The sequence below is a fragment of the Ruegeria sp. HKCCD6119 genome (assembly GCF_013110585.1).
Lineage (GTDB): Bacteria > Pseudomonadota > Alphaproteobacteria > Rhodobacterales > Rhodobacteraceae > Ruegeria.
This window is the reverse complement of sequence record NZ_WVQV01000002.1, coordinates 298,682-317,121: the sequence shown is the minus strand read 5'-3', so window position 1 is coordinate 317,121 and position 18,440 is coordinate 298,682. Positions and strand designations below refer to the sequence as shown.

The following is an 18,440-nucleotide window of genomic DNA, read 5'->3' as shown; positions in this document are numbered from 1 at the left end:
ACGCTGCCAAGGGTGAAGCTATTCCAGATGCGCAATGATGGACCGCAGGGTCGCAATGCCGTCACCCTTTTCGGAAGAGGTAAGCACGATTTCCGGAAATGCCGCGGGATGTTTGGACAACGCGGCCCGGGTTTTTTCCAGAACCTTTTCACGATCCTTGGCTTTGACCTTGTCTGCCTTGGTCAGAACGCATTGAAATGTCACGGCGCTGGTGTCCAGCAACTTCATAATTTCGTCATCGACCGGTTTCACCCCGTGGCGCGAGTCGATCAGGACAAAGGCGCGGCGCAGTGTCTGGCGCCCGCTGAGATATTGTTTCAGCAGCTTCTGCCACTTCTCGACCACTTTCACCGGGGCGTTTGCATAGCCATAGCCCGGCAGGTCCACGAGATAGAGTTCAGGGCCTTGGGTGAAAAAGTTGATCTCTTGCGTGCGGCCGGGCGTGTTGGATGCGCGGGCCAGACCCTTCGTGCCGGTCAAGGCATTGATCAGGCTGGATTTGCCCACGTTCGAACGCCCCGCAAAACAGACTTCCAACCGGTCAGGTGCGGGCAGGCCATTCATGGCGACAACGCCTTTGACGAACTCGGACGGGCCTGCAAACAGCTTGCGGCCTCGCTCCAGGGCGAATTCATCCGGGTCTTCGGCCAGGGGGAAGGGAAGCGTGGTCATAGCACCTGCACCTCATCGTTGACGCGGATTTCGCCGCCCTGAACGACCTCGGCGTAAACGCCGAAATCCTGATGGTCCCAGCTGTTCAAGGCGCGCAGGGTGTCTGCGTCCCTCTCACCGGTTTCGGGATTGGCGGTGGTGGCCATACATCGCGTGATCCGCTCGCGGACGCGAAGCACGGCCTCGCCAATGCGCAGGTCCCGGCCCAGCCAGTCAAACTCATCCCACAACGGCAGACCTTCGAACCAGAAATTGCCGCGCCACCGAACAATGGACAGAGTCTGGCCCAGCTTCTGTTCGACTGCGCGATGCGATGCCATGTTGCACAGGCTGATCGATGGAAAGTCGCTGTCCGTCATACCGCGCCCCGGAACCCGAACGATCCGGGCAGATGCAGCGCGGTTCGCCGGCATAAGTGGCTTTACCCAGTCCAGAAAAGCTTCTTGTTCGGTGTCCGGCGCAAAATCGAGATCCGGTCGCTGCGGGTGGCGCAATGTAACCCGGTCGCCCTGCAATTCGGCCGAAATGGCCATCAACTGAGGCGCTTTTGAACCGCGGCTGAAATTGAAGCAGGGTGCCCATTCCGAACCATCGGTTTTGGCGGCCTCATGAGCGACCGCCCAAACGCGATCCCCGGGCATGGTCTGCCCGGGGATGAGTGTGACTTGGCTCAGGGCTTCTCGCCCATGGCTTTTGATCGGGTGGCGCCAAAGGCTTGAGACCGTTCCGCTCATTTGTTGTCCGTTTTTGGCGTCCGCTTGAAACCGGACTTTATGTTTCCGAATACATCCGGCTTATAGCCCTGGCTGCGCATGATCAGATATTGCTGTGTGAACGTGATCGTGTTGTTCGCGATCCAGTACACGACCAGACCACTGGCGAAACCACCCAGCATGAACATGAAGACCCAAGGCATCCAGGCAAAGATCATGGCCTGCGTCGGATCGGTTGGCGCCGGGTTCAGTTTCTGCTGCAACCACATCGAAATACCCAGCAGCAGCGGCAGAATACCGATGAAGATCAGCGCCATCAGGCTGTCAGGTTGCGGCCCGGCCCATGGCAGCCAGCCAAAGAAGTTGAAGATCGAGGTTGGATCAGGTGCGCTCAGGTCCCGGAACGGGCCGAACCATGGGGCCTGACGCAGTTCGATCGTCACGAAAATCACCTTGTACAGCGAGAAGAAGATCGGAATCTGCAACAGAATAGGCAAGCAGCCTGCGGCAGGGTTCACCTTTTCCTTTTTGTACAGCTCCATCATGCCCTGCTGCATTTTCTGGCGATCATCGCCTGCGGCTTCTTTTAGGGCCTCCATTTGCGGCTGCAATTCCTTCATCTTTGCCATCGAGACGTAGGACTTGAAGGCAAGCGGGAACAGGATGGCCTTTATGATCAGCGTCAGGCCGATGATCGACCAGCCCATGTTTCCAATCAGGGCATTGATGTTGTGCAGCAGCCAGAAGATCGGCTTGGTCAGGAAGTAGAACCAACCCCAGTCGATGCTGTCGATGAACTTCTGAACACCTTCCGCCTGATACTCCCGGATAGTTTCCCATTCCTTGGCACCGGCGAACAGTCTGGTCGTGACCTCTTCCGTTGTACCGGGAGCGACTGTCAGTGTCGGCAGCACCGTTTCCGTTTGATAAATTTTGCGACGTGAATCGTATTTGGCAGCGGCCTTGAACGCTGCACCCTCGGCCGGGATCAGGGTGGTCATCCAGTAGTGATCCGTGAACCCAATCCAGCCGCCTTCTTTGACCTGATAGACCTCGGCCTGTGCGCGTTCATTGGGGTCGATATCGAAATCGCGCACATCGCCATAGTCGATCTCATCCAGAACGCCGTCAGCCATGACCATGACGCCTTCGTGAAGAATAAAGAAGTTCTTCAGGCCCGGCAGGTCACCGTCTTCGCCCATGCCGTGGCGTGCCAGAATGCCGTAGGGGGCCATGCCGACCTCGGCGTCCGTGGCGTTCTCGACCGACTGGGTGACCGAGAACATATAGTCTTCATCCACGGCAATGGTGCGGCGGAAGGTGAGGCCGTTACCATTGTCCCAAGCCAGCGTGATCGGAGTGTCAACACCCAGAGTTTCGCCCTGCTCAAGCGTCCAAAGAGTGTTCGGGCCGGGAACGTCCGTGACCGACAGGCCCGCGCCGGGGGCCCAGCCATAAAGCGCATAATAGGCAGAGTCACTTCCAACCGGGGACAGAAGTTCGACGATCGGAGAATCCTCAGCCAGTGAAACCTTGTAATCCTTCAGCGACAGCTCATCAATTCGGCCACCGGCAAGCGACAGGCTGCCCGTCAGGCGGGGCGTGTCGATGCTCACGCGGGGCGCCTCGGCTTCGGCTTCAGTGGCGCTTGCAGTTGCTTCGCCGACCGTTCCGGTATCAGCGGCGCTGGGCGTCTGAACCTCATTCCCTTCGATGCTGGCGATTTCAGCCTGTTCCGTGGTTGGCGTCTGTTCCGGCGGAGGGAACAGCACGAACCAGACCAGGATCACGAGAAAGCTGAGCGCGGTTGCGAGGATGAGATTCTTGTTCTGATCGTCCATCTGGGACAGCCACCTTGAGCAGTGAAAGACACCCGCAGGGTTCAACAGAGTGCAGGCCCAAAGGTCAAGCGGAATCGCTCGTTATTTCGTCACGGATTGGTCTTCTGTGGCGCAGTTTCCGGTTCTTCAGCCCGTTTGCCGCCCGATTTTGGGCATTCCGTCGATCTTGTCGCGATGAGACGTGATCCAGTCCTCGGTTTTTTCGAAAGGCATGGGCTTGCCGATGCCAAACCCCTGAACATGGTCACATCCCAATTGCGCCATCAAGGCGTGTTCTCCGGGCGTCTCGACGCCTTCAGCAAGGGTTTCCAGATTCAGCCGTTCTGCCATGGTCAGAATTGCGCTGGCCAACTGCTGCTGGCTTGGGTCCTGGTCCGCCTTTGTCACGAAAGAACGGTCGATTTTGATCCGGGACACGTTGAACCGCTTGATTGAAGCGATCGAGGCATGCCCTGTGCCGAAATCGTCCAGATCGATACAGCACCCCATCGCGGCCAAGCCCGTGACATTGCGGGTGATTACGTCATCCGGTCCTCTGGAAAACACGGTCTCCAATACTTCGACCGCCAATCTGTCCGGGGTCAGATCGCATTGATCCAATTCCCATTTCAGGCGGTCGATCAGCCCCGGGTCGCGCAATTCGTCCGACGAGAAGTTGATGCCGATGCGTGGTACGGTCAGACCGGCGCGATCCCATTCGCGCATTGCGCAAAAGGCGTGATGCCGCATCGCCTGTCCCAGTTTGCCCATCAACTCTGCCTGTTCGGCAAAGGGCAGAAAGATATTGGGGCCCAGCACTCCCTTTGCCGGGTGTTCCCAGCGGGCCAGAGCCTCGAACCCGGACACACGCCCGGTATCCGTCGAGATCTGCGGTTGAAACCATGGTCTAATTTCACCGCTTTCCAGCGCCGCATCAAATTCCTTGCGCAGATTGGTTCTGACCTGAGCTCGGCGACGTGTTTCGGACGAAAAGGCACGAATCGTTGACGGCCCGTTTTGCTGTGCTTCTTGCAGCGCGTTGTTAGCAGCGTTGCACCAGTCTTTCGCGGTGCCGTCGGGGACATTGCTGCTGAGGCAGAAACCGATGGAGCAGGACATGTAAACTCCGGTTCCGTTCAGCATGATGGGGTCTTCGACCGCGGATTGTATTCGTCCCGACATCTGAATGCAGGTTTCCAGATCAAGCTGTTGCGTCGGGTGCAGAACAACCATCATCTTGTTTCCATCGATCCGGGTTGCGGTGTCACTGGAGCGGATCATGGACATGATGCGCAAACAGAATTGCTGCGCCACATGGTTCGCTGCTGCTTGGCCATGCAGATCGAGCATTTGCATATAGTCGTCCAGGATCACAGCGAAACAGGCCGACGTTTCACCTTTGCGGCGACTATCCCAGAGCACCTCAGCCAGAACGGTTTCGAACTGGTCATTCGGCAGCAGGCCACCCTGTTGCCGTTTCCTGTCTGCCGGGTTGGGGGCCATTGCCCCTATGCCGGCAATCATCAGGGGCAAGCCCAGGGCCACCGCGACCAAAGCGCGTTCACCGCCAAGCCAGAACGCCCCCAGGCTTGTTGCCGGAACAAAGGCCAGAAAGGCTGGGCCGTATGCCACGTTTCTAAAAGCTTCAATAATACGGTCGACGAAAGGATGATTCCGCATCGGGTCCTGACCTTGGGCATGAATGGTATGCCGAGCCTAGGAAACCAGTCTGAGTCAGTCGTTAACGCAGAAGCGGTATTTCTTCCAAATTTTCCGATTTTTCGTCAGAGTTTATGGAAAGATTAACAAAATCAAAGAGTTTCGCATCCAACAGGTGCGACGGGCGCGCGTTTGTTAACGCGCGGAACATAACCTGACGCCGACCTGGACTGTTCTTTTCCCACTGGTCGAGAATCTGTTTGACCTGCTGCCGTTGCAACCCGTCCTGACTGCCGCACAAATCGCAGGGGATGATCGGATACTGCATGGCCTTGGCAAATTTCTCGCAGTCGGCTTCGGCGACGTGGGCAAGCGGGCGAAAGACAAAAAGATCTCCCTCTTCGTTCACCAGTTTCGGTGGCATGGTGGCCAGACGGCCTCCGTGGAAGAGGTTCATGAAAAACGTTTCGAGAATATCGTCGCGGTGGTGTCCCAGCACGACGGCGGAACAGCCTTCTTCCCGGGCAATGCGATACAGGTTGCCGCGGCGCAGTCGCGAGCACAGGGCGCAATATGTTCGGCCCTGCGGGACCTTGTCCATCACAACAGAGTATGTGTCCTGATACTCGATCCTGTGTGGCACACCCATGCGGTCCAGAAACTCGGGCAGGACCGTTGCCGGAAATCCGGGTTGTCCCTGATCCAGATTGCAAGCCAGAAGATCGACGGGCAACAATCCGCGCCATTTGAGTTCGTAGAGGACAGCCAGCAGCGTATAACTGTCCTTGCCGCCCGACAGGCAGACAAGCCAACGCGGCGGTGTGCCGTCCTTGTCATGGGCGGACGGGTCCACCATCCCGTATTGCTCGATCGCTTCGCGGGTCTGGCGCACGATGCGTTTGCGCAGTTTCTTGAACTCGGTGGTCGAGGGCGCGCCGGCAAAGAGCGGGTGGATATCGTCTGCATCATCAAACATGCGCTGCCCCTACAGCAGATGGCGCAACCGGGCAAGTGGCGGGTCAGCCAAGCCGCGCCAGCAGGGCGCCGGTATCCAACCCGGCTACTGCTCCGGGAATGCGGCCGCTGTCATCGGAAAGACGTGTGGCAACAAAGCCGTCAGCCACAGCGCCGGGCGCATGGCGCAGCAATTGCGAGGCCGTCAGCAGCAGTGCCGTACGTTCAGCGTACCAGCGCGCTTCGGCCTCGGGCGGAAGACCGGGCCAGCGGTTGCGATGCGCGGTCAGAGCTGCGTCATACCTTCTGTCCGTGCCTCTTACCGCATCCAACTCGGCCCCCAGAACCTCGGCGGCCAGCGCCTCACGCGTCAGGGTGCGCAGGATATCGAGGCAGATCACATTGCCTGACCCCTCCCAGATGCTGTTCAGGGGCGCTTCACGATAGATCAGGGGCAAGGGCGTGTCTTCGACGTAGCCCATGCCGCCCAGTATCTCCATCGCTTCGACGACGACGACCGGGCAACGCTTGTTGTTCAGGAACTTGGCCAATGCGACGCCGATCCGGGCAAAGGCCTTGTCTTCGGGTGTCTGGCCGTCAAATGCCTGCGCCACACGCATTCCCAAGGTCACAGCGCCTTCCCAGTCCAGAACAAGGTCGGACAGGACCGCACGCATCAGCGGTTGATCAATCAATCGGCGCTGAAATGCGCTGCGGTGTTCCACCCAATGATGCGCTGCGCTGAGCGCGGCACGCATCAGCCCGGCCGGTGCCATGGCTGTATCAAGCCGCGTGTGGTGCACCATTTCCAGTATGGTGCGCACGCCCGCGCCTTCTTCGCCCAACTGATAGGCCAGCGCGTCATGATACTCGATTTCCGAGGATGCGTTGGATTTGTTGCCCAGCTTGTCTTTCAGGCGCATCAGGTGGATCGCATTGCGTTCGCCTTCGAGCCAGCGGGGCACCAGAAAACAGGTCAACCCGCCGGGCGCCTGCGCCAGTGTCAGGAACCCATCCGACATTGGCGCGGAACAGAACCACTTGTGCCCTCGCAAGCGCCAATGATCCCCGTCGCGTGCCGCAATGGTCGTATTGGCGCGTATGTCCGAACCGCCCTGTTTTTCGGTCATCGCCATCCCCAGCGTCGCGCTGGTCTTTTGACCGATCGGTTCCTTCGAAGGATCATAGTGGCGGGCCATGAGTTTTGGCTGCCAGAGCGAGGCAATGTGTTCATTGGCGGCCAGTGCAGGGATTGCTGCATAGGTCATGGTCATCGGGCAGCAATGCCCGGGTTCGACCTGTCCGGCCAAATAGACCATCGCCGCATGGGTCGCATGCCCTCCGGGTTGTCCATCCCAGGCCAGTGCGGCATAGCCCGCCGATTGGCTGATCTGCATCATCTGATGATAGGCCGGGTGAAACCGCACCTCGTCCAAGCGCCTGCCGCCGGGATCGAACAGCCGCAACTCTGGCAAATGCCGGTTGGCTTCCCGACCCAGTTCCCGCGTTTCTTCGGTTCCGAGTGTTTTGCCATATGCCGCCAGCTCCAAAGCGCGCGCGCCCGCTGTCTTTGCTGCGTCTTGCAGGACCGGATCGGACAGCCAAAGATCGGTGCCGCCGCGCGTGGGCGGTTGGTTCAGGACATCGTGGGTTGGCAGGGTGTCGCGCGCTGGGGATTTCATAGGGACCTCGGGTTGTGCAGGTCCAACTGTTCAGGCGCGGCACTTGCCGGTCAAGTCTGACGAGGGGTCAGGACGAAGGGTCGTTATGCTTGTCGTCAGGTACCGGATCATATCCGTCGCCGCCCCAAGGGTGGCAACGGCAGATCCGGTGAGCGGCCAAGTAGGATCCTTTGACCGCCCCGTGTTTCTCCAGCGCCTCAAGCGCATAGGCGGAACAGGTGGGTTGGTAGCGACAGTTGAAACCGACCCATGGGCTGAAGATCAGCCGATACGCCCGAACAGGCAGGGCGACGATATGGGACAGGAAGGTCATTTTTCAGCCGCATGCACCTTGCGGAGCGCATAGCGCAGGTCGTCCAACAATGCGTCATAGGGGCGGTTGGCGGTAACTTCGGCACGGCCGATCAGAACGTAATCCCACCCGTCGCGGCCGGCTTCGGGCAACACGGCCCGCGCGGCTTCGCGCAGACGGCGCTTGGCGCGGTTGCGGGCCACGGCATTGCCCACTTTTTTCGAGCAGGTGAACCCCACGCGAATCCCGATGCCCTCGCCGAGGCCACGCTTGCGGGCCTGCACCATCATCGAAGACGTGCCTTGTCGGCGGGCACGCGCCGCTTTCAGAAAGTCGGACCGTTTCTTGAGAACGGTCAGGGGTGCAGATGCACAAACGGACGCCGCCGGGGGCTTGTTCCCGGGGTGGTTCCTACCAACCTCAGGGGCCTCCGGCGGCGTCATGTTCATAACCTGATCGGTGAGCGGTTTACGCGCTCAGCGATTTGCGGCCGCGTGCGCGGCGTGCATTCAGGATCTTGCGGCCGGCCTTAGTGGCCATGCGCGCGCGGAAACCGTGGCGGCGTTTGCGAACCAGGTTCGAAGGCTGATAGGTGCGTTTCATCGCTCCGTCTCCAATCTATGCGGTCGGGTGCGGCGCGGATTCGCCTGCCCGTGGTGTTCGAAGCCCGTCCTCTACTGCCAAGCGGGGGGTAAGTCAAACCCCAACGGCCAGGTTTTCGCAGCTTTTGCAACAATTCTGTAACCGGCAACGGCAAAAGGTTTCAAAATACCCGTTTATCGCCGAAATTCCTCACATTCGGTGCCACAAAGATCAAGGCCCCGTGATCCCCCTATTGCTGGCCCGTCAGTCAGCGCATCTTGGGCACAAGATGAAGCACAAAGAACCGGAAAATCTGATGTCCGACACAAGCCAGGCGCCGCGCAACGGTTTCGCACGCCACATTCCGCTGCTTGTAATCCTGAGCGTAGCCGTTGTCGGCTTTTTCACGCTTGGGGATTACCTGACTTTCGAGACCTTGCGGGACAATCGCGAGGCGCTTCTGGCGTGGCGGGACGGTCACTATTGGATCATGGCAGCCGCTTTTGTCGCCATATACATCGTCATAGTGGCCTTTTCACTGCCCGGTGCCGCGGTGGCTTCGATGACGGGCGGTTTTCTTTTCGGTCTTTTTGCGGGAACTGTTTTCAATGTCGTGTCCGCCACCATCGGTGCGTCGGCGATCTTTCTGGCGGCGCGCTGGGGCTTGGGCGAAGCCCTGACGTCGCGCCTGGAATCATCAGAAGGCACGGTCAGAAAACTGAAGGACGGTCTGCGGGAAAACGAAATCTCGGTGTTGTTTCTGCTGCGTCTGGTGCCGGTGGTGCCGTTCTTTGTTGCCAATCTCGTGCCGGCTTTGGTCGGTGTGAAGTTCCGCAATTTTCTTTTGACGACCGCGCTGGGCATCATTCCCGGAGGTATCGTGTACACTTGGATCGGGGTCGGTTTGGGCGGTGTATTCGACCGTGGGGAAACGCCTGATGTTTCGTTGCTGTGGGAACCGTTCGTGATCGGGCCGATTATCGGGTTGTGTATATTGGCCGCCTTGCCCATCGTTTTCAAAGCACTGCGCGCGAAAAGAGGCACCTGAACCATGAAAGAGTTGAAAACCGACCTCCTGGTCATTGGCGCCGGGTCCGGAGGATTGTCCGTCGCCGCGGGTGCCAGCCAGATGGGCGCGGATGTTGTCCTGCTGGAAGGGCACAAGATGGGTGGGGATTGCCTGAATTTCGGCTGTGTCCCGTCGAAGGCGCTGATCGCAAGCGGCAAAGCGGCCCATGCTCAGGCGCATTCCGTTCGTTTTGGCATCGCTGATACAATCCCTCAGGTCGATTACGCCGCAGTAAAGGATCATGTTCATGATGTGATCGCGCAGATCGAACCGATGGACAGCCAGCAGCGGTTCGAAGGCTTCGGCGTGAAGGTCATTCGCGAATATGGCACGTTCATATCCCCTGAAAAGGTGCAGGCCGGGGATCATGTCATCTGTGCACGTCGCATCGTCATCGCGACCGGTTCATCACCGCTGGTGCCGCCGATTCCGGGGTTGGACACGGTGCCCTATTATACGAACGAAACCATCTTTGACTTGAGAGAGCGGCCAGATCACCTGCTGATCATCGGGGGCGGCCCGATCGGGATGGAGATGGCGCAGGCCCATATACGCCTCGGCAGCAAGGTGACGGTCGTCGAAGGGTTCAAAGCCTTGGGCAAAGACGATCCCGAGGCTGCCTCCGTGGTGCTGGATACCCTGCGCAGTGAAGGCGTGGACATCCGGGAAAACGCCATGATCGCTCAGGTGCACGGAACAGAGGGCGCTGTGGAGGTCGTTGCCGAAAACGGTGAAATTCACCGGGGCTCTCATCTTTTGATCGCTGCCGGTCGCAAAGCCAATATCGAGCGTCTGAACCTGGAAGCAGCCGGAATTGAACGCACAAAAACCGGCATCAGAACGGATGACGCGTTGCGCACGGCCAATCGCCGCGTCTATTCGATCGGAGATGTAACGGGTGGCCTGCAATTCACCCATGTTGCAGGGTATCATGCAGGTGTCATCATTCGTTCGGCCCTGTTCGGTCTGCCGTCCAGGGCGAAAACGGCACATATCCCTTGGGCCACCTATACGGATCCAGAGCTGGCCCAGGTCGGACTGACCGAAGCTCAGGCCCGCGAGGCGCATGGAGAAAAGCTCGAAATCGCCCGCTTTGACTATCTCCACAATGACCGGGCGATTGCCGAGCGCAAAACCAAAGGCTTCGTCAAGGTCATGGTCGTGAAAGGCCGACCCGTCGGCGCCACAATCGTCGGGCATCAGGCGGGTGAGTTGATCAACTTGTGGTCGTTGGCTTTGGCCAATAACCTGAAGATGGGGCAGATCGCCGCCATGGTTTCACCCTATCCGACGATCGGAGAGCTTAACAAACGTGTGGCGGGTGCTTATTTCTCGCCAAGGCTGTTTGAGAATCAGACAGTTAAACGAGTGGTCCGGTTCGTCCAGCGCTGGATTCCCTGACCTGAGGAGGGGCGCAAATTGAACTCGCTGTCGGGCCGATTTCTGATCCTGACGACGGTCTTCGTCATGTTGGCCGAGGTTCTGATCTTTGTCCCGTCGATCGCCCGGTTCCGCGAGGACTTTCTGCTGAACAGGCTCGAACGCGCGCAGATCGCCTCGCTGGCTTTGCTGGCGGACGACATGCTGGCCGAAGATCTTGAGGCAGAACTGCTGGAAAACGCAGGCGTCTACAATGTCGTATTGCGACGGGATGAGGTTCGGCAACTGATGCTGTCGTCGCCGATTCCTGATCCAATCGCCGACACGTTCGATTTGCGGGATGCAAGCCCCTGGATTCTGATCCGGGATGCGATTAGCCGCTTTCTCAAACCCGAAAACGAAGTCATCCGGGTCATCGGAGAACCGGTCAAGGGGGCGGGCCTTCTGATCGAAGTCACCATGGATAGCATGCCGTTGCGAATGGCGATGATTGACTACGGGTTGCGTATTCTCGGTTTGTCCTTTGTGATCTCCATCATCACAGCGTTTTTTCTGTTTCTCGCCGTGCGAGTCGTACTTGTGCGGCCCATCAAAAGCGTCGTCGGCTACATGCAACGCTATGCCAGTGCGCCAGAGGACGCGCGTGGCATAATCTCGCCGAACTCGAAGGTGACGGAGTTGCGAGAGGCCGAGGAGGCACTGAAGATGCTGCAAACGGACCTGACCCAGGCGCTCAAACAGCGGGAAAGGCTGGCGCAGCTTGGGGGGGCCGTCGCCAAAGTCAGCCATGACTTGCGCAATATCCTGACGTCGGCGCAGCTGTTTACCGACCGGATCGAGGCCAGCGATGATCCGCTGGTGCGGCGGATGGCGCCGAAACTGGTGAATTCCATCACCCGGGCCGTGTCCCTTTGTGAAAGCACATTGGCCTTTGGCCGCGCGGAAGAACCCGCGCCCACTCTGACTATGGTTCCGATCCGCGCAATCGCGGCGGATGTCGCGGCCAGCGAACAACTCGCCGTCGCGGATGCCTGCGTCGAAATCGTGAACGAAGTGCCGGACGCGCTTGTGGCCCGCGCCGACCCCGAACAATTGTACCGCGTCATCATGAACCTCGTGCGCAACGCAAGACAGGCTCTGGTTGCCTCGGGAAAACCTGGCCGGATTACGATTGCGGGGTGTGAATACGACGATGCTTGGTGCATCGAAATCCGCGACACGGGGCCGGGTCTTCCCCCCAAGGCGCGCGAAAACCTGTTTACACCTTTTCAGGGTGGGGTCCGAAAGGGTGGCTCGGGTCTGGGGCTGGCAATCTCGCAGGAGCTGGTGCGCGGCCATGGCGGGGACCTGGTTTTGAAAGAGACCGGACCCGAGGGAACAGTCTTTGAAATCAGCCTTCCGCGCGGGGATATGACTTTTTGATTTTTTTTTTGAAGAATCGGCTTGCACGTCTCGGGCAGCAGGTCTAAACACCGCCTCACCAACGCGGACCGATAGCTCAGCTGGATAGAGTACTTGACTACGAATCAAGGGGTCGGGGGTTCGAATCCTCCTCGGTCCGCCACTGGTTTCCTGTTGAACGTCACACGAACCTGACCCAACCGTCACAGTTGGACCAGAAACAAGGTGGACGTTCGACACTGGAAGGCACCCCAAAAAATTCTCCTATTGGAAACGAAAACAGTGCTTGAGCTGCTGATCAGTTGCTGGAGCTAGAAATTAGTTCCAACTTCTTGGGTGTTGGTTAGCTGTTACTCGCGGCCCAGAGCCGACATCCAACCCGCTATCTTGATGCTGCAGTTGCACCCGCTTTGCGGACATTCAAACCGCACATGATAAACCTACCCAAAACCGCGCTTTCGCCGCATGGTTCATGGACGCGCAAGACGCGGGCAAACCCAACCTCGGGCAAATATTTGCTCTCAAATGAGTTGTTGCTTTCTTAACCTTTGCCCTGTAGGGGAAGCGCAACGCCGCGTGTGGATGACCAAATCAGCGGCAAAGTATTCTCGCCCGTGATCCCCAGATCGTTGTCTTGAATAGCTCCTTGAGAGCAACGAAACGACGGCGGCTATTTCATACGAGCTTCCCAGTAGATTAGAGAGACCAAGTGCCGATAGCGGTGAACCGCGTTTATGGCACGAGACCAAACGCTTTTGACGACATTTGACACCCTCGGCCTTGCCGAGCCCATCCTGAAGGCCATCAAGGCTCAAGGATATTCGACCCCTACGCCCATTCAGGCCAAGGTCATTCCGCTGCTGCAATCTAAGCGCGACGTGATCGGCATTGCCCAGACCGGCACAGGAAAAACCGCCTCATTTGTATTGCCCCTGTTGCATCGGATTGAATGTGAAATATCGAAACCCGCTCCAAAACACTGCAACGCATTGATCCTGACGCCCACGCGCGAGCTTGCGGCGCAGATCGTGGACAACATCCGCGCTTACAGCCAGTTCAGCCGCATTTCCACGACCTTGGTCGTCGGAGGCGTGCGTCCAGGAGGGCAGATCAAGGCCCTCAGTGCCGGCATAGACATCGTGGTGGCAACACCAGGACGCTTGCTCGACCACCTTGACACAGGCGTCATCGATCTGTCCGCGACCAAAGCCATTGTGGTGGATGAGGCTGATCAGATGCTGGATCTGGGCTTTCTGCCCAGCATTCGCAAGATCATGGCAAAACTGCCCGAGAAACGCCTGACGGCACTGCTTTCGGCAACAATGCCGGGGCAGATCAGAAAGCTTGCCGATGACTTCCTGAACGATCCGGCAGAGGTTCAGGTGGCGGCTGTTTCAACGCCGATTGAACGGATCGCGCAGAGCGTCCGGCATGTGGCCAAGCAGGACAAACGCCGTGTTCTGGCAGATATTCTGTCGGACAAGGACGTGCATCGTGCGGTCGTGTTTACACGCACCAAACGCGGTGCCGACAACGTCTGCAAGTATTTGTTTGCCGCCGGGATCAACTCCGCATCCATTCACGGGAACAAAAGCCAGCCTCAGCGCGAACGTGCCATGGCAGGTTTCCGATCAGGCGCAACTACCGTCCTTGTGGCCACCGATATTGCGGCACGGGGCATCGACATCGACGATGTGTCTCATGTGGTGAATTATGAGCTTCCGAATGTGCCGGAATCCTACGTGCATCGCATCGGCAGGACCGCTCGCGCAGGCAGAACCGGCACCGCAATTTCACTGTGTGATCGCGAAGAGATGTCCCTCCTGCGGGATATCGAAAAGCTGATCGGCAACAGGCTGCCAAGCGGCTCAGAAGCGCAAGACGTGCCTGCAGAGCAAGGCCGCGATGAGAAGCTGCAGCCCCGTACTACCAAAGCGGAATTTTCAGCCAAACTGCGAGCGGTAGACCACGTAGCACGCAAGCAGAACGGATACAAACAACACAAGATCGATCCGGCTCAGGCGCAAGACGGTCTTATGCGAATGCTCTCCAATATTGGTGAGTTCACCCAACCTGCTGCATGAGCGCAGCAAGCAGCCTGGCCAATCCTGGTAGGCGCAAATGTCATTGAAAGGATAATCTCATGACTACCGGAACAGTAAAATGGTTCAACGAAACCAAAGGCTACGGCTTCATCGAGTTGGATAACGGCAGCGGCGACGCGTTCGTACACATCAGTGCCGTTCAGCGCTCTGGCCTCGATAGCCTGAAAGAAGGCGCAAAGGTCGGCTTCGATCTGAAAGAAGACCGGATGCGCGGCAAGACCTCCGCCGAAAACCTGCAATTGCAGTAGGCAATTCACAAACGATGCCAGATAGCGGTTGCTATTGCCGCTGTCTGGAAGCACAGCCAAAGACTGGTTGATCGGTTCGGATTGGGATTGAGACACAATATGTAAGCGGTCACCTATTGGTGGCGTATTAATAGCTTCGAGCTTCTGCCAGCCCTTAGCAGAGCTCGGTCCCTGTTAGTTCGTCAACGGCCACGTTTCAAAGGTGATGTCACGCTGAATTTTGTCTCTCAATTATTCTCTAAGCCTCCTGGTCAAACACCAGTCTCTAGAATGAGATATCTCCGCAGCAAAGGCTTCGTGACGACGGTGCGGCCTTGACTCTATGCTGGCTAAGAACCACAAGAGTGTATTGGTAAAAATTACTCGATGCCGCGATGCTGCCGGCTTCGCAAATCCAATGGCCTTCAGACTAACTGTAGCATGTGCCCCAGCATAGGAACGGGTTTCGCTGGGGTTTTCGCTATGAGCTCGTTCCTCGCAAGCATTCGCAACCGTCACATGACATGCTCCAGTCATCGCGTGACCCATGAAAGAAGGCGCCGAATGAACAGCACATGGCTCATAAACAGCGTGCTTGATGCTCGATAGATCAGGTCTTACGCTCCGTTTCGATCAGTCTTTCATCGTGTTTACGCGCTGCATTCTTTGTTTGATCCCGACACTTTTGGTGTTTCTCTCAGGAACGCAGCTTCCTGCCCAGGTCGCGGGCAATGCCGATGGGTCTGTTTGTGACGAAGGTTTCGAAAACGAGAACGGATCCTGCCAAAGAACAGACTTACCAGAAAACGCATTTTTGACGGGTAGCGCCTATGGCAGCGGCTGGGAATGCAATCACGGTTTTCAGATTGTCGGAGAACTCTGTGAGGAAATAAGAGTTCCTGAAAATGCCTATCTTGCATCAACCGGAGATCAGTGGGCGTGCAATCGGCTGTTCCAGCGTGCCGGAGAAGAGTGTGAAGAAGTGATTTCGCCCCAAAATGGGTACGTCGAAACCCGGTTTGGCGTGCAGGAAATACACTGCAACTGGGGATTTCGTAAGGAGAACCAGGATTGTGTTGCAATAGAAGTCCCAGAAAACGGTCGTCTGAGCGACAGAGGAAGCTCGGATGGTTGGGTATGCCTCAGAGGTTACAGGGCAGCGGATAGCGGCTGTGAGCCCGTGGCAGTTCCACAGCATGCATATCTTGCGCCTGAAACTTATTCCGGATGGAAGTGCGAACGTGGTTTTCGCGCAAACCGAGACAGGTGCGTTGCGATCCTTGTCCCTTCAAACGCGCATTTGAATCGAAGAGGTGATGGTTGGGAATGTAATCGGCCGTTCACGAGACAGAACGACAAGTGCACCGAAAATGTGGCGCGACAATAAGTTGGTGGAAACCAAAGCCGCCTGACAAATCCGGAAGGACTACGCCGTGAACCATAACTCGATTGACGAAAACCTGGGTAAAAGTCTCAAAGCCGAAAAGGCGCGTCGCCGGTCCAATGGGATAAAGATATCTATTGCATCGGCGGTGTTTGTCGCAGCGATAGTTGTAGTGGTGTTTCTCTGATGCGCAAAAATACCCGTCAAATAACCCTTTCTGGTTCAAAGATGTCAGCTCGAGGTCTGGAACAACGAGCATTTCAGGACCGCAGTGTTCGTAAGTCGCGGAACGCTGACGTATCAGGAGTGATTGAGGAAGAGTTTGGAAAGTACTTGATCAAGGCCGGCGTTCTGAGCGGCGATAGTGTTGCACGGGCATTTCCCAAACCGCCGGCAAAAACGCAGACAATGATTGCCGATGCAGTTGGAGAAACACCAGCATTGGCTATAGAAGCCTTAAAAGAAATTCTCGAAGAACGAGACAGGAAGCGTAGCGGTCAACGCCGTTTGGAGGGAAACTCCGGAACCCTCGTTCCCAGTGAAAGAGAATATGCCGAGGCATTGCGCCAGATCAGGCTCACCCCCGCGCAGGTCACATTGCTCAAAGCACTCACAATCGCAGGCAAGGAAGGTCTGACTATTGGTCACTTGTCTCAGGCAGCTGGTTACAAATCGCGCGAGGCCTCCATCAAGGTTTTCAAGAAAATCGGACTATTGATCGCAGAATATCTGGAACTGGACCTACCCGAAGCCGGATCGGTACAGAATGATGGCGCCGCTCAGGTCCTGGCATTTTCTCACATCGAAAGTGACGATGAGCCAGCAACTTGGATTATGCATCAGGAACTGCGCGACGCTGTTCGTTCGGTTCTATGACGTACGTTCCAGCCCCCGCTTTTGAAGCGAGCTCTGAACCGGAACAAATGCACGAAAGGTTGCTCACGTAGCTAATGTTGGAGAAAAGACCATATCCGCTCGACCTGATCTATGTTCCTATGAAACGGGCGAAAACGCTTGATCAACAAAAAGTTCTGACGCTGGCCGAAGATATCCTGAAGAACGGCCAGAAGACCCCGATCCAGATACGCTCGGACAACAAGAGGTTCGTGCTGATTGAAGGCCTTCACCGACTAGAGGCCATTCGCGCCCTCGGAGGAGATACTGTCGAAGCCTACTTGGTGCGCGCCAGATTACACTAAATTCTTGTTGGGATTGGCGTTCGACAAAGCCTCGGAAAATGTTAGCAGACGTTGACTTCTTTCATCCCAAAGATGCAATCGTGCACAATGAAAGCTCTCATATAGAGTAATACGCTGGCAATTTTCCAACTCCGAATGGTCGCGCAAAACCTCGTTTAGCCGATAGAACGGTATGCGACTGGCAAGGTGGTGAACATGGTGCACACCAATATTGGCAGAGAACCAGCGCAGGATGCCGGGCAGGGCATAGTGAGAACTTCCATAGAATGCGGCGTTCTGAAGATTCCACCCTTCTTCCCGCTCCCAGGATGTATGTTCAAACTGGTGCTGAATGTAGAAAAGCCAAATACCAATCGACGCGGCGACGATCATGGTTGGCAGGAATACATAAACCAATACATCCAGGCCCCCGGTCCAAAAAATCAGAGCCAGGACCACCGCAATCGCGGCGTTTGTTCCCATAGCACTTGCCCAATACAGCCAGCCTGACCGCATGAACCCAAAAGGCAAACGATTTTGAAGAAAGAACGTGTAGACCGGTACGATACAGAACAGGAAGAAGGGGTTCCGGATTAACCTGTAAGCGGCACGCCCGACCCACTTTCGCTTCAGATATTCCTCTACAGTTAACGTAGGGATATCGCCCATCCCGCGCCGATCAAGGTTGCCGGTTGAGGCGTGGTGAATCGCGTGGCTTTGTCGCCAGACGTCATAAGGTGTGAGGGCGAGAACACCCAAGACCCGGCCTGTCCAATTGCAAACGGTACGGTTCTTAAAAAATGATCCGTGACCACAATCATGCATGATGATGAAGAGACGCACCAGAAATGCAGCGTTAAGGGTTGCCAGTGGAATAGCGACCCAGACACCAAGGGAAAGCGCAAACCACGCTGCGCCCCATAGCGCGAAAAAAGGGATAACAGTAATTGTCAGTTCAAAAACACTACGCTTCGTATCGGGTACGCGGTATTGAACGAGCGCCCGGGTCAATTCCTGCTGTTGCAACTGACTTGTTCTCCAACGGCTCTTGGGAACCCTCTGAGCAACCGGGCACCCCAAAAGGATGCCCGTAGCAGGCTATGCGAGTGCCAGGTTGGAAGCGCTGTCGCGTCCGTCACGGCCAGCTTCGACGTCGAAGGTAACCTTCTGGCCATCCTTCAATTCGCTGATGCCGGAACGTTCAAGTGCTGAGATATGCACGAAAACATCGCGCTTGCCATCTTCAGGCTCGATAAAGCCAAAACCTTTGGTCGAGTTGAACCATTTTACTGTGCCATTTGCCATGGTGGAAGTCTCCAATT

Annotated in this window: 19 protein-coding genes and 1 tRNA gene; 9 read left to right on the top strand and 11 right to left on the bottom strand. The window is 56.9% G+C overall.

Annotated features, from left to right (window positions below; genetic code table 11):
• Positions 1-18 precede the first annotated feature (18 nt).
• The 9 genes from yihA to rpmH all read right to left on the bottom strand — a co-directional run bounded on the left by yihA (position 19) and on the right by rpmH (position 8,395).
• Positions 19-672: a ribosome biogenesis GTP-binding protein YihA/YsxC gene (yihA, locus tag GS611_RS08795; protein WP_171634759.1), complete on the bottom strand. Its 654-nt coding sequence runs from the start codon at positions 670-672 to the stop codon at positions 19-21.
• Positions 669-1,406, bottom strand: coding sequence for an MOSC domain-containing protein (locus GS611_RS08790; protein WP_171634756.1), 738 nt, complete (start codon positions 1,404-1,406; stop codon positions 669-671). Before GS611_RS08790 ends, yihA begins: the two co-directional genes overlap by 4 nt.
• Complete coding sequence (gene yidC, locus GS611_RS08785; protein ID WP_171634755.1) at positions 1,403-3,226, bottom strand: membrane protein insertase YidC; 1,824 nt, start codon at positions 3,224-3,226, stop codon at positions 1,403-1,405. The genes GS611_RS08790 and yidC overlap by 4 nt, the downstream gene beginning before the upstream one ends.
• A 126-nt stretch (positions 3,227-3,352) precedes the next feature.
• On the bottom strand, positions 3,353-4,885 hold the full coding sequence (locus GS611_RS08780; protein ID WP_171634752.1) for a bifunctional diguanylate cyclase/phosphodiesterase: 1,533 nt from the start codon (positions 4,883-4,885) through the stop codon (positions 3,353-3,355).
• Between the two features lie 61 nt (positions 4,886-4,946).
• Positions 4,947-5,840 carry a tRNA 2-thiocytidine(32) synthetase TtcA gene (gene ttcA, locus GS611_RS08775; RefSeq protein WP_171634749.1) on the bottom strand — a complete coding sequence of 298 codons (894 nt, stop codon included), beginning with the start codon at positions 5,838-5,840 and terminating at the stop codon, positions 4,947-4,949.
• A gap of 43 nt (positions 5,841-5,883) precedes the next feature.
• Positions 5,884-7,500, bottom strand: coding sequence for an acyl-CoA dehydrogenase family protein (locus GS611_RS08770; RefSeq protein WP_171634746.1), 1,617 nt, complete (start codon positions 7,498-7,500; stop codon positions 5,884-5,886).
• 67 nt (positions 7,501-7,567) lie between these two features.
• On the bottom strand, positions 7,568-7,813 hold the full coding sequence (gene yidD / locus GS611_RS08765; RefSeq protein ID WP_152456928.1) for a membrane protein insertion efficiency factor YidD: 246 nt from the start codon (positions 7,811-7,813) through the stop codon (positions 7,568-7,570).
• Positions 7,810-8,235, bottom strand: a complete 426-nt coding sequence (rnpA, locus tag GS611_RS08760) for a ribonuclease P protein component (RefSeq protein WP_171634743.1) — start codon at positions 8,233-8,235, stop codon at positions 7,810-7,812. The genes yidD and rnpA overlap by 4 nt, the downstream gene beginning before the upstream one ends.
• A 25-nt stretch (positions 8,236-8,260) precedes the next feature.
• Positions 8,261-8,395, bottom strand: coding sequence for a 50S ribosomal protein L34 (gene rpmH / locus GS611_RS08755; protein ID WP_005980833.1), 135 nt, complete (start codon positions 8,393-8,395; stop codon positions 8,261-8,263).
• Between the two features lie 295 nt (positions 8,396-8,690).
• On the opposite strand from rpmH, the gene GS611_RS08750 reads away from it, so the two are divergent.
• The 9 genes from GS611_RS08750 to GS611_RS08710 all read left to right on the top strand — a co-directional run bounded on the left by GS611_RS08750 (position 8,691) and on the right by GS611_RS08710 (position 17,139).
• Positions 8,691-9,422 (top strand): TVP38/TMEM64 family protein, encoded by a 732-nt coding sequence (locus GS611_RS08750; RefSeq protein ID WP_152456930.1) that lies wholly within the window; start codon positions 8,691-8,693, stop codon positions 9,420-9,422.
• Between the two features lie 3 nt (positions 9,423-9,425).
• Positions 9,426-10,844, top strand: coding sequence for an NAD(P)/FAD-dependent oxidoreductase (locus GS611_RS08745; RefSeq protein WP_171634740.1), 1,419 nt, complete (start codon positions 9,426-9,428; stop codon positions 10,842-10,844).
• 18 nt (positions 10,845-10,862) lie between these two features.
• A complete protein-coding gene (locus tag GS611_RS08740; RefSeq protein ID WP_253284979.1) occupies positions 10,863-12,245 on the top strand; it encodes a sensor histidine kinase in 1,383 nt (460 codons plus the stop codon).
• Between the two features lie 65 nt (positions 12,246-12,310).
• Positions 12,311-12,387 (top strand) — tRNA-Arg (locus GS611_RS08735).
• A 571-nt stretch (positions 12,388-12,958) separates the two neighbouring features.
• Positions 12,959-14,308, top strand: a complete 1,350-nt coding sequence (locus tag GS611_RS08730; protein WP_216598223.1) for a DEAD/DEAH box helicase — start codon at positions 12,959-12,961, stop codon at positions 14,306-14,308.
• A gap of 59 nt (positions 14,309-14,367) precedes the next feature.
• Positions 14,368-14,577 (top strand): cold-shock protein, encoded by a 210-nt coding sequence (locus GS611_RS08725; RefSeq protein WP_170329064.1) that lies wholly within the window; start codon positions 14,368-14,370, stop codon positions 14,575-14,577.
• A 577-nt stretch (positions 14,578-15,154) separates the two neighbouring features.
• On the top strand, positions 15,155-15,943 hold the full coding sequence (locus tag GS611_RS08720; protein ID WP_171634738.1) for a hypothetical protein: 789 nt from the start codon (positions 15,155-15,157) through the stop codon (positions 15,941-15,943).
• A 183-nt stretch (positions 15,944-16,126) separates the two neighbouring features.
• Positions 16,127-16,816 carry a hypothetical protein gene (locus tag GS611_RS08715; RefSeq protein WP_171634736.1) on the top strand — a complete coding sequence of 230 codons (690 nt, stop codon included), beginning with the start codon at positions 16,127-16,129 and terminating at the stop codon, positions 16,814-16,816.
• A 74-nt stretch (positions 16,817-16,890) separates the two neighbouring features.
• Positions 16,891-17,139: a ParB N-terminal domain-containing protein gene (locus tag GS611_RS08710; RefSeq protein ID WP_171634733.1), complete on the top strand. Its 249-nt coding sequence runs from the start codon at positions 16,891-16,893 to the stop codon at positions 17,137-17,139.
• On the opposite strand, the gene GS611_RS08705 is transcribed toward GS611_RS08710, so the two are convergent.
• Both GS611_RS08705 and GS611_RS08700 read right to left on the bottom strand, forming a co-directional pair.
• Positions 17,131-18,144, bottom strand: coding sequence for a fatty acid desaturase (locus GS611_RS08705; RefSeq protein ID WP_171634730.1), 1,014 nt, complete (start codon positions 18,142-18,144; stop codon positions 17,131-17,133). The genes GS611_RS08710 and GS611_RS08705 overlap by 9 nt on opposite strands.
• A 72-nt stretch (positions 18,145-18,216) precedes the next feature.
• Entirely contained in the window at positions 18,217-18,423 is a 207-nt protein-coding gene (locus GS611_RS08700; protein WP_171634728.1) for a cold-shock protein, read from the bottom strand.
• Positions 18,424-18,440: the final 17 nt, after the last annotated feature.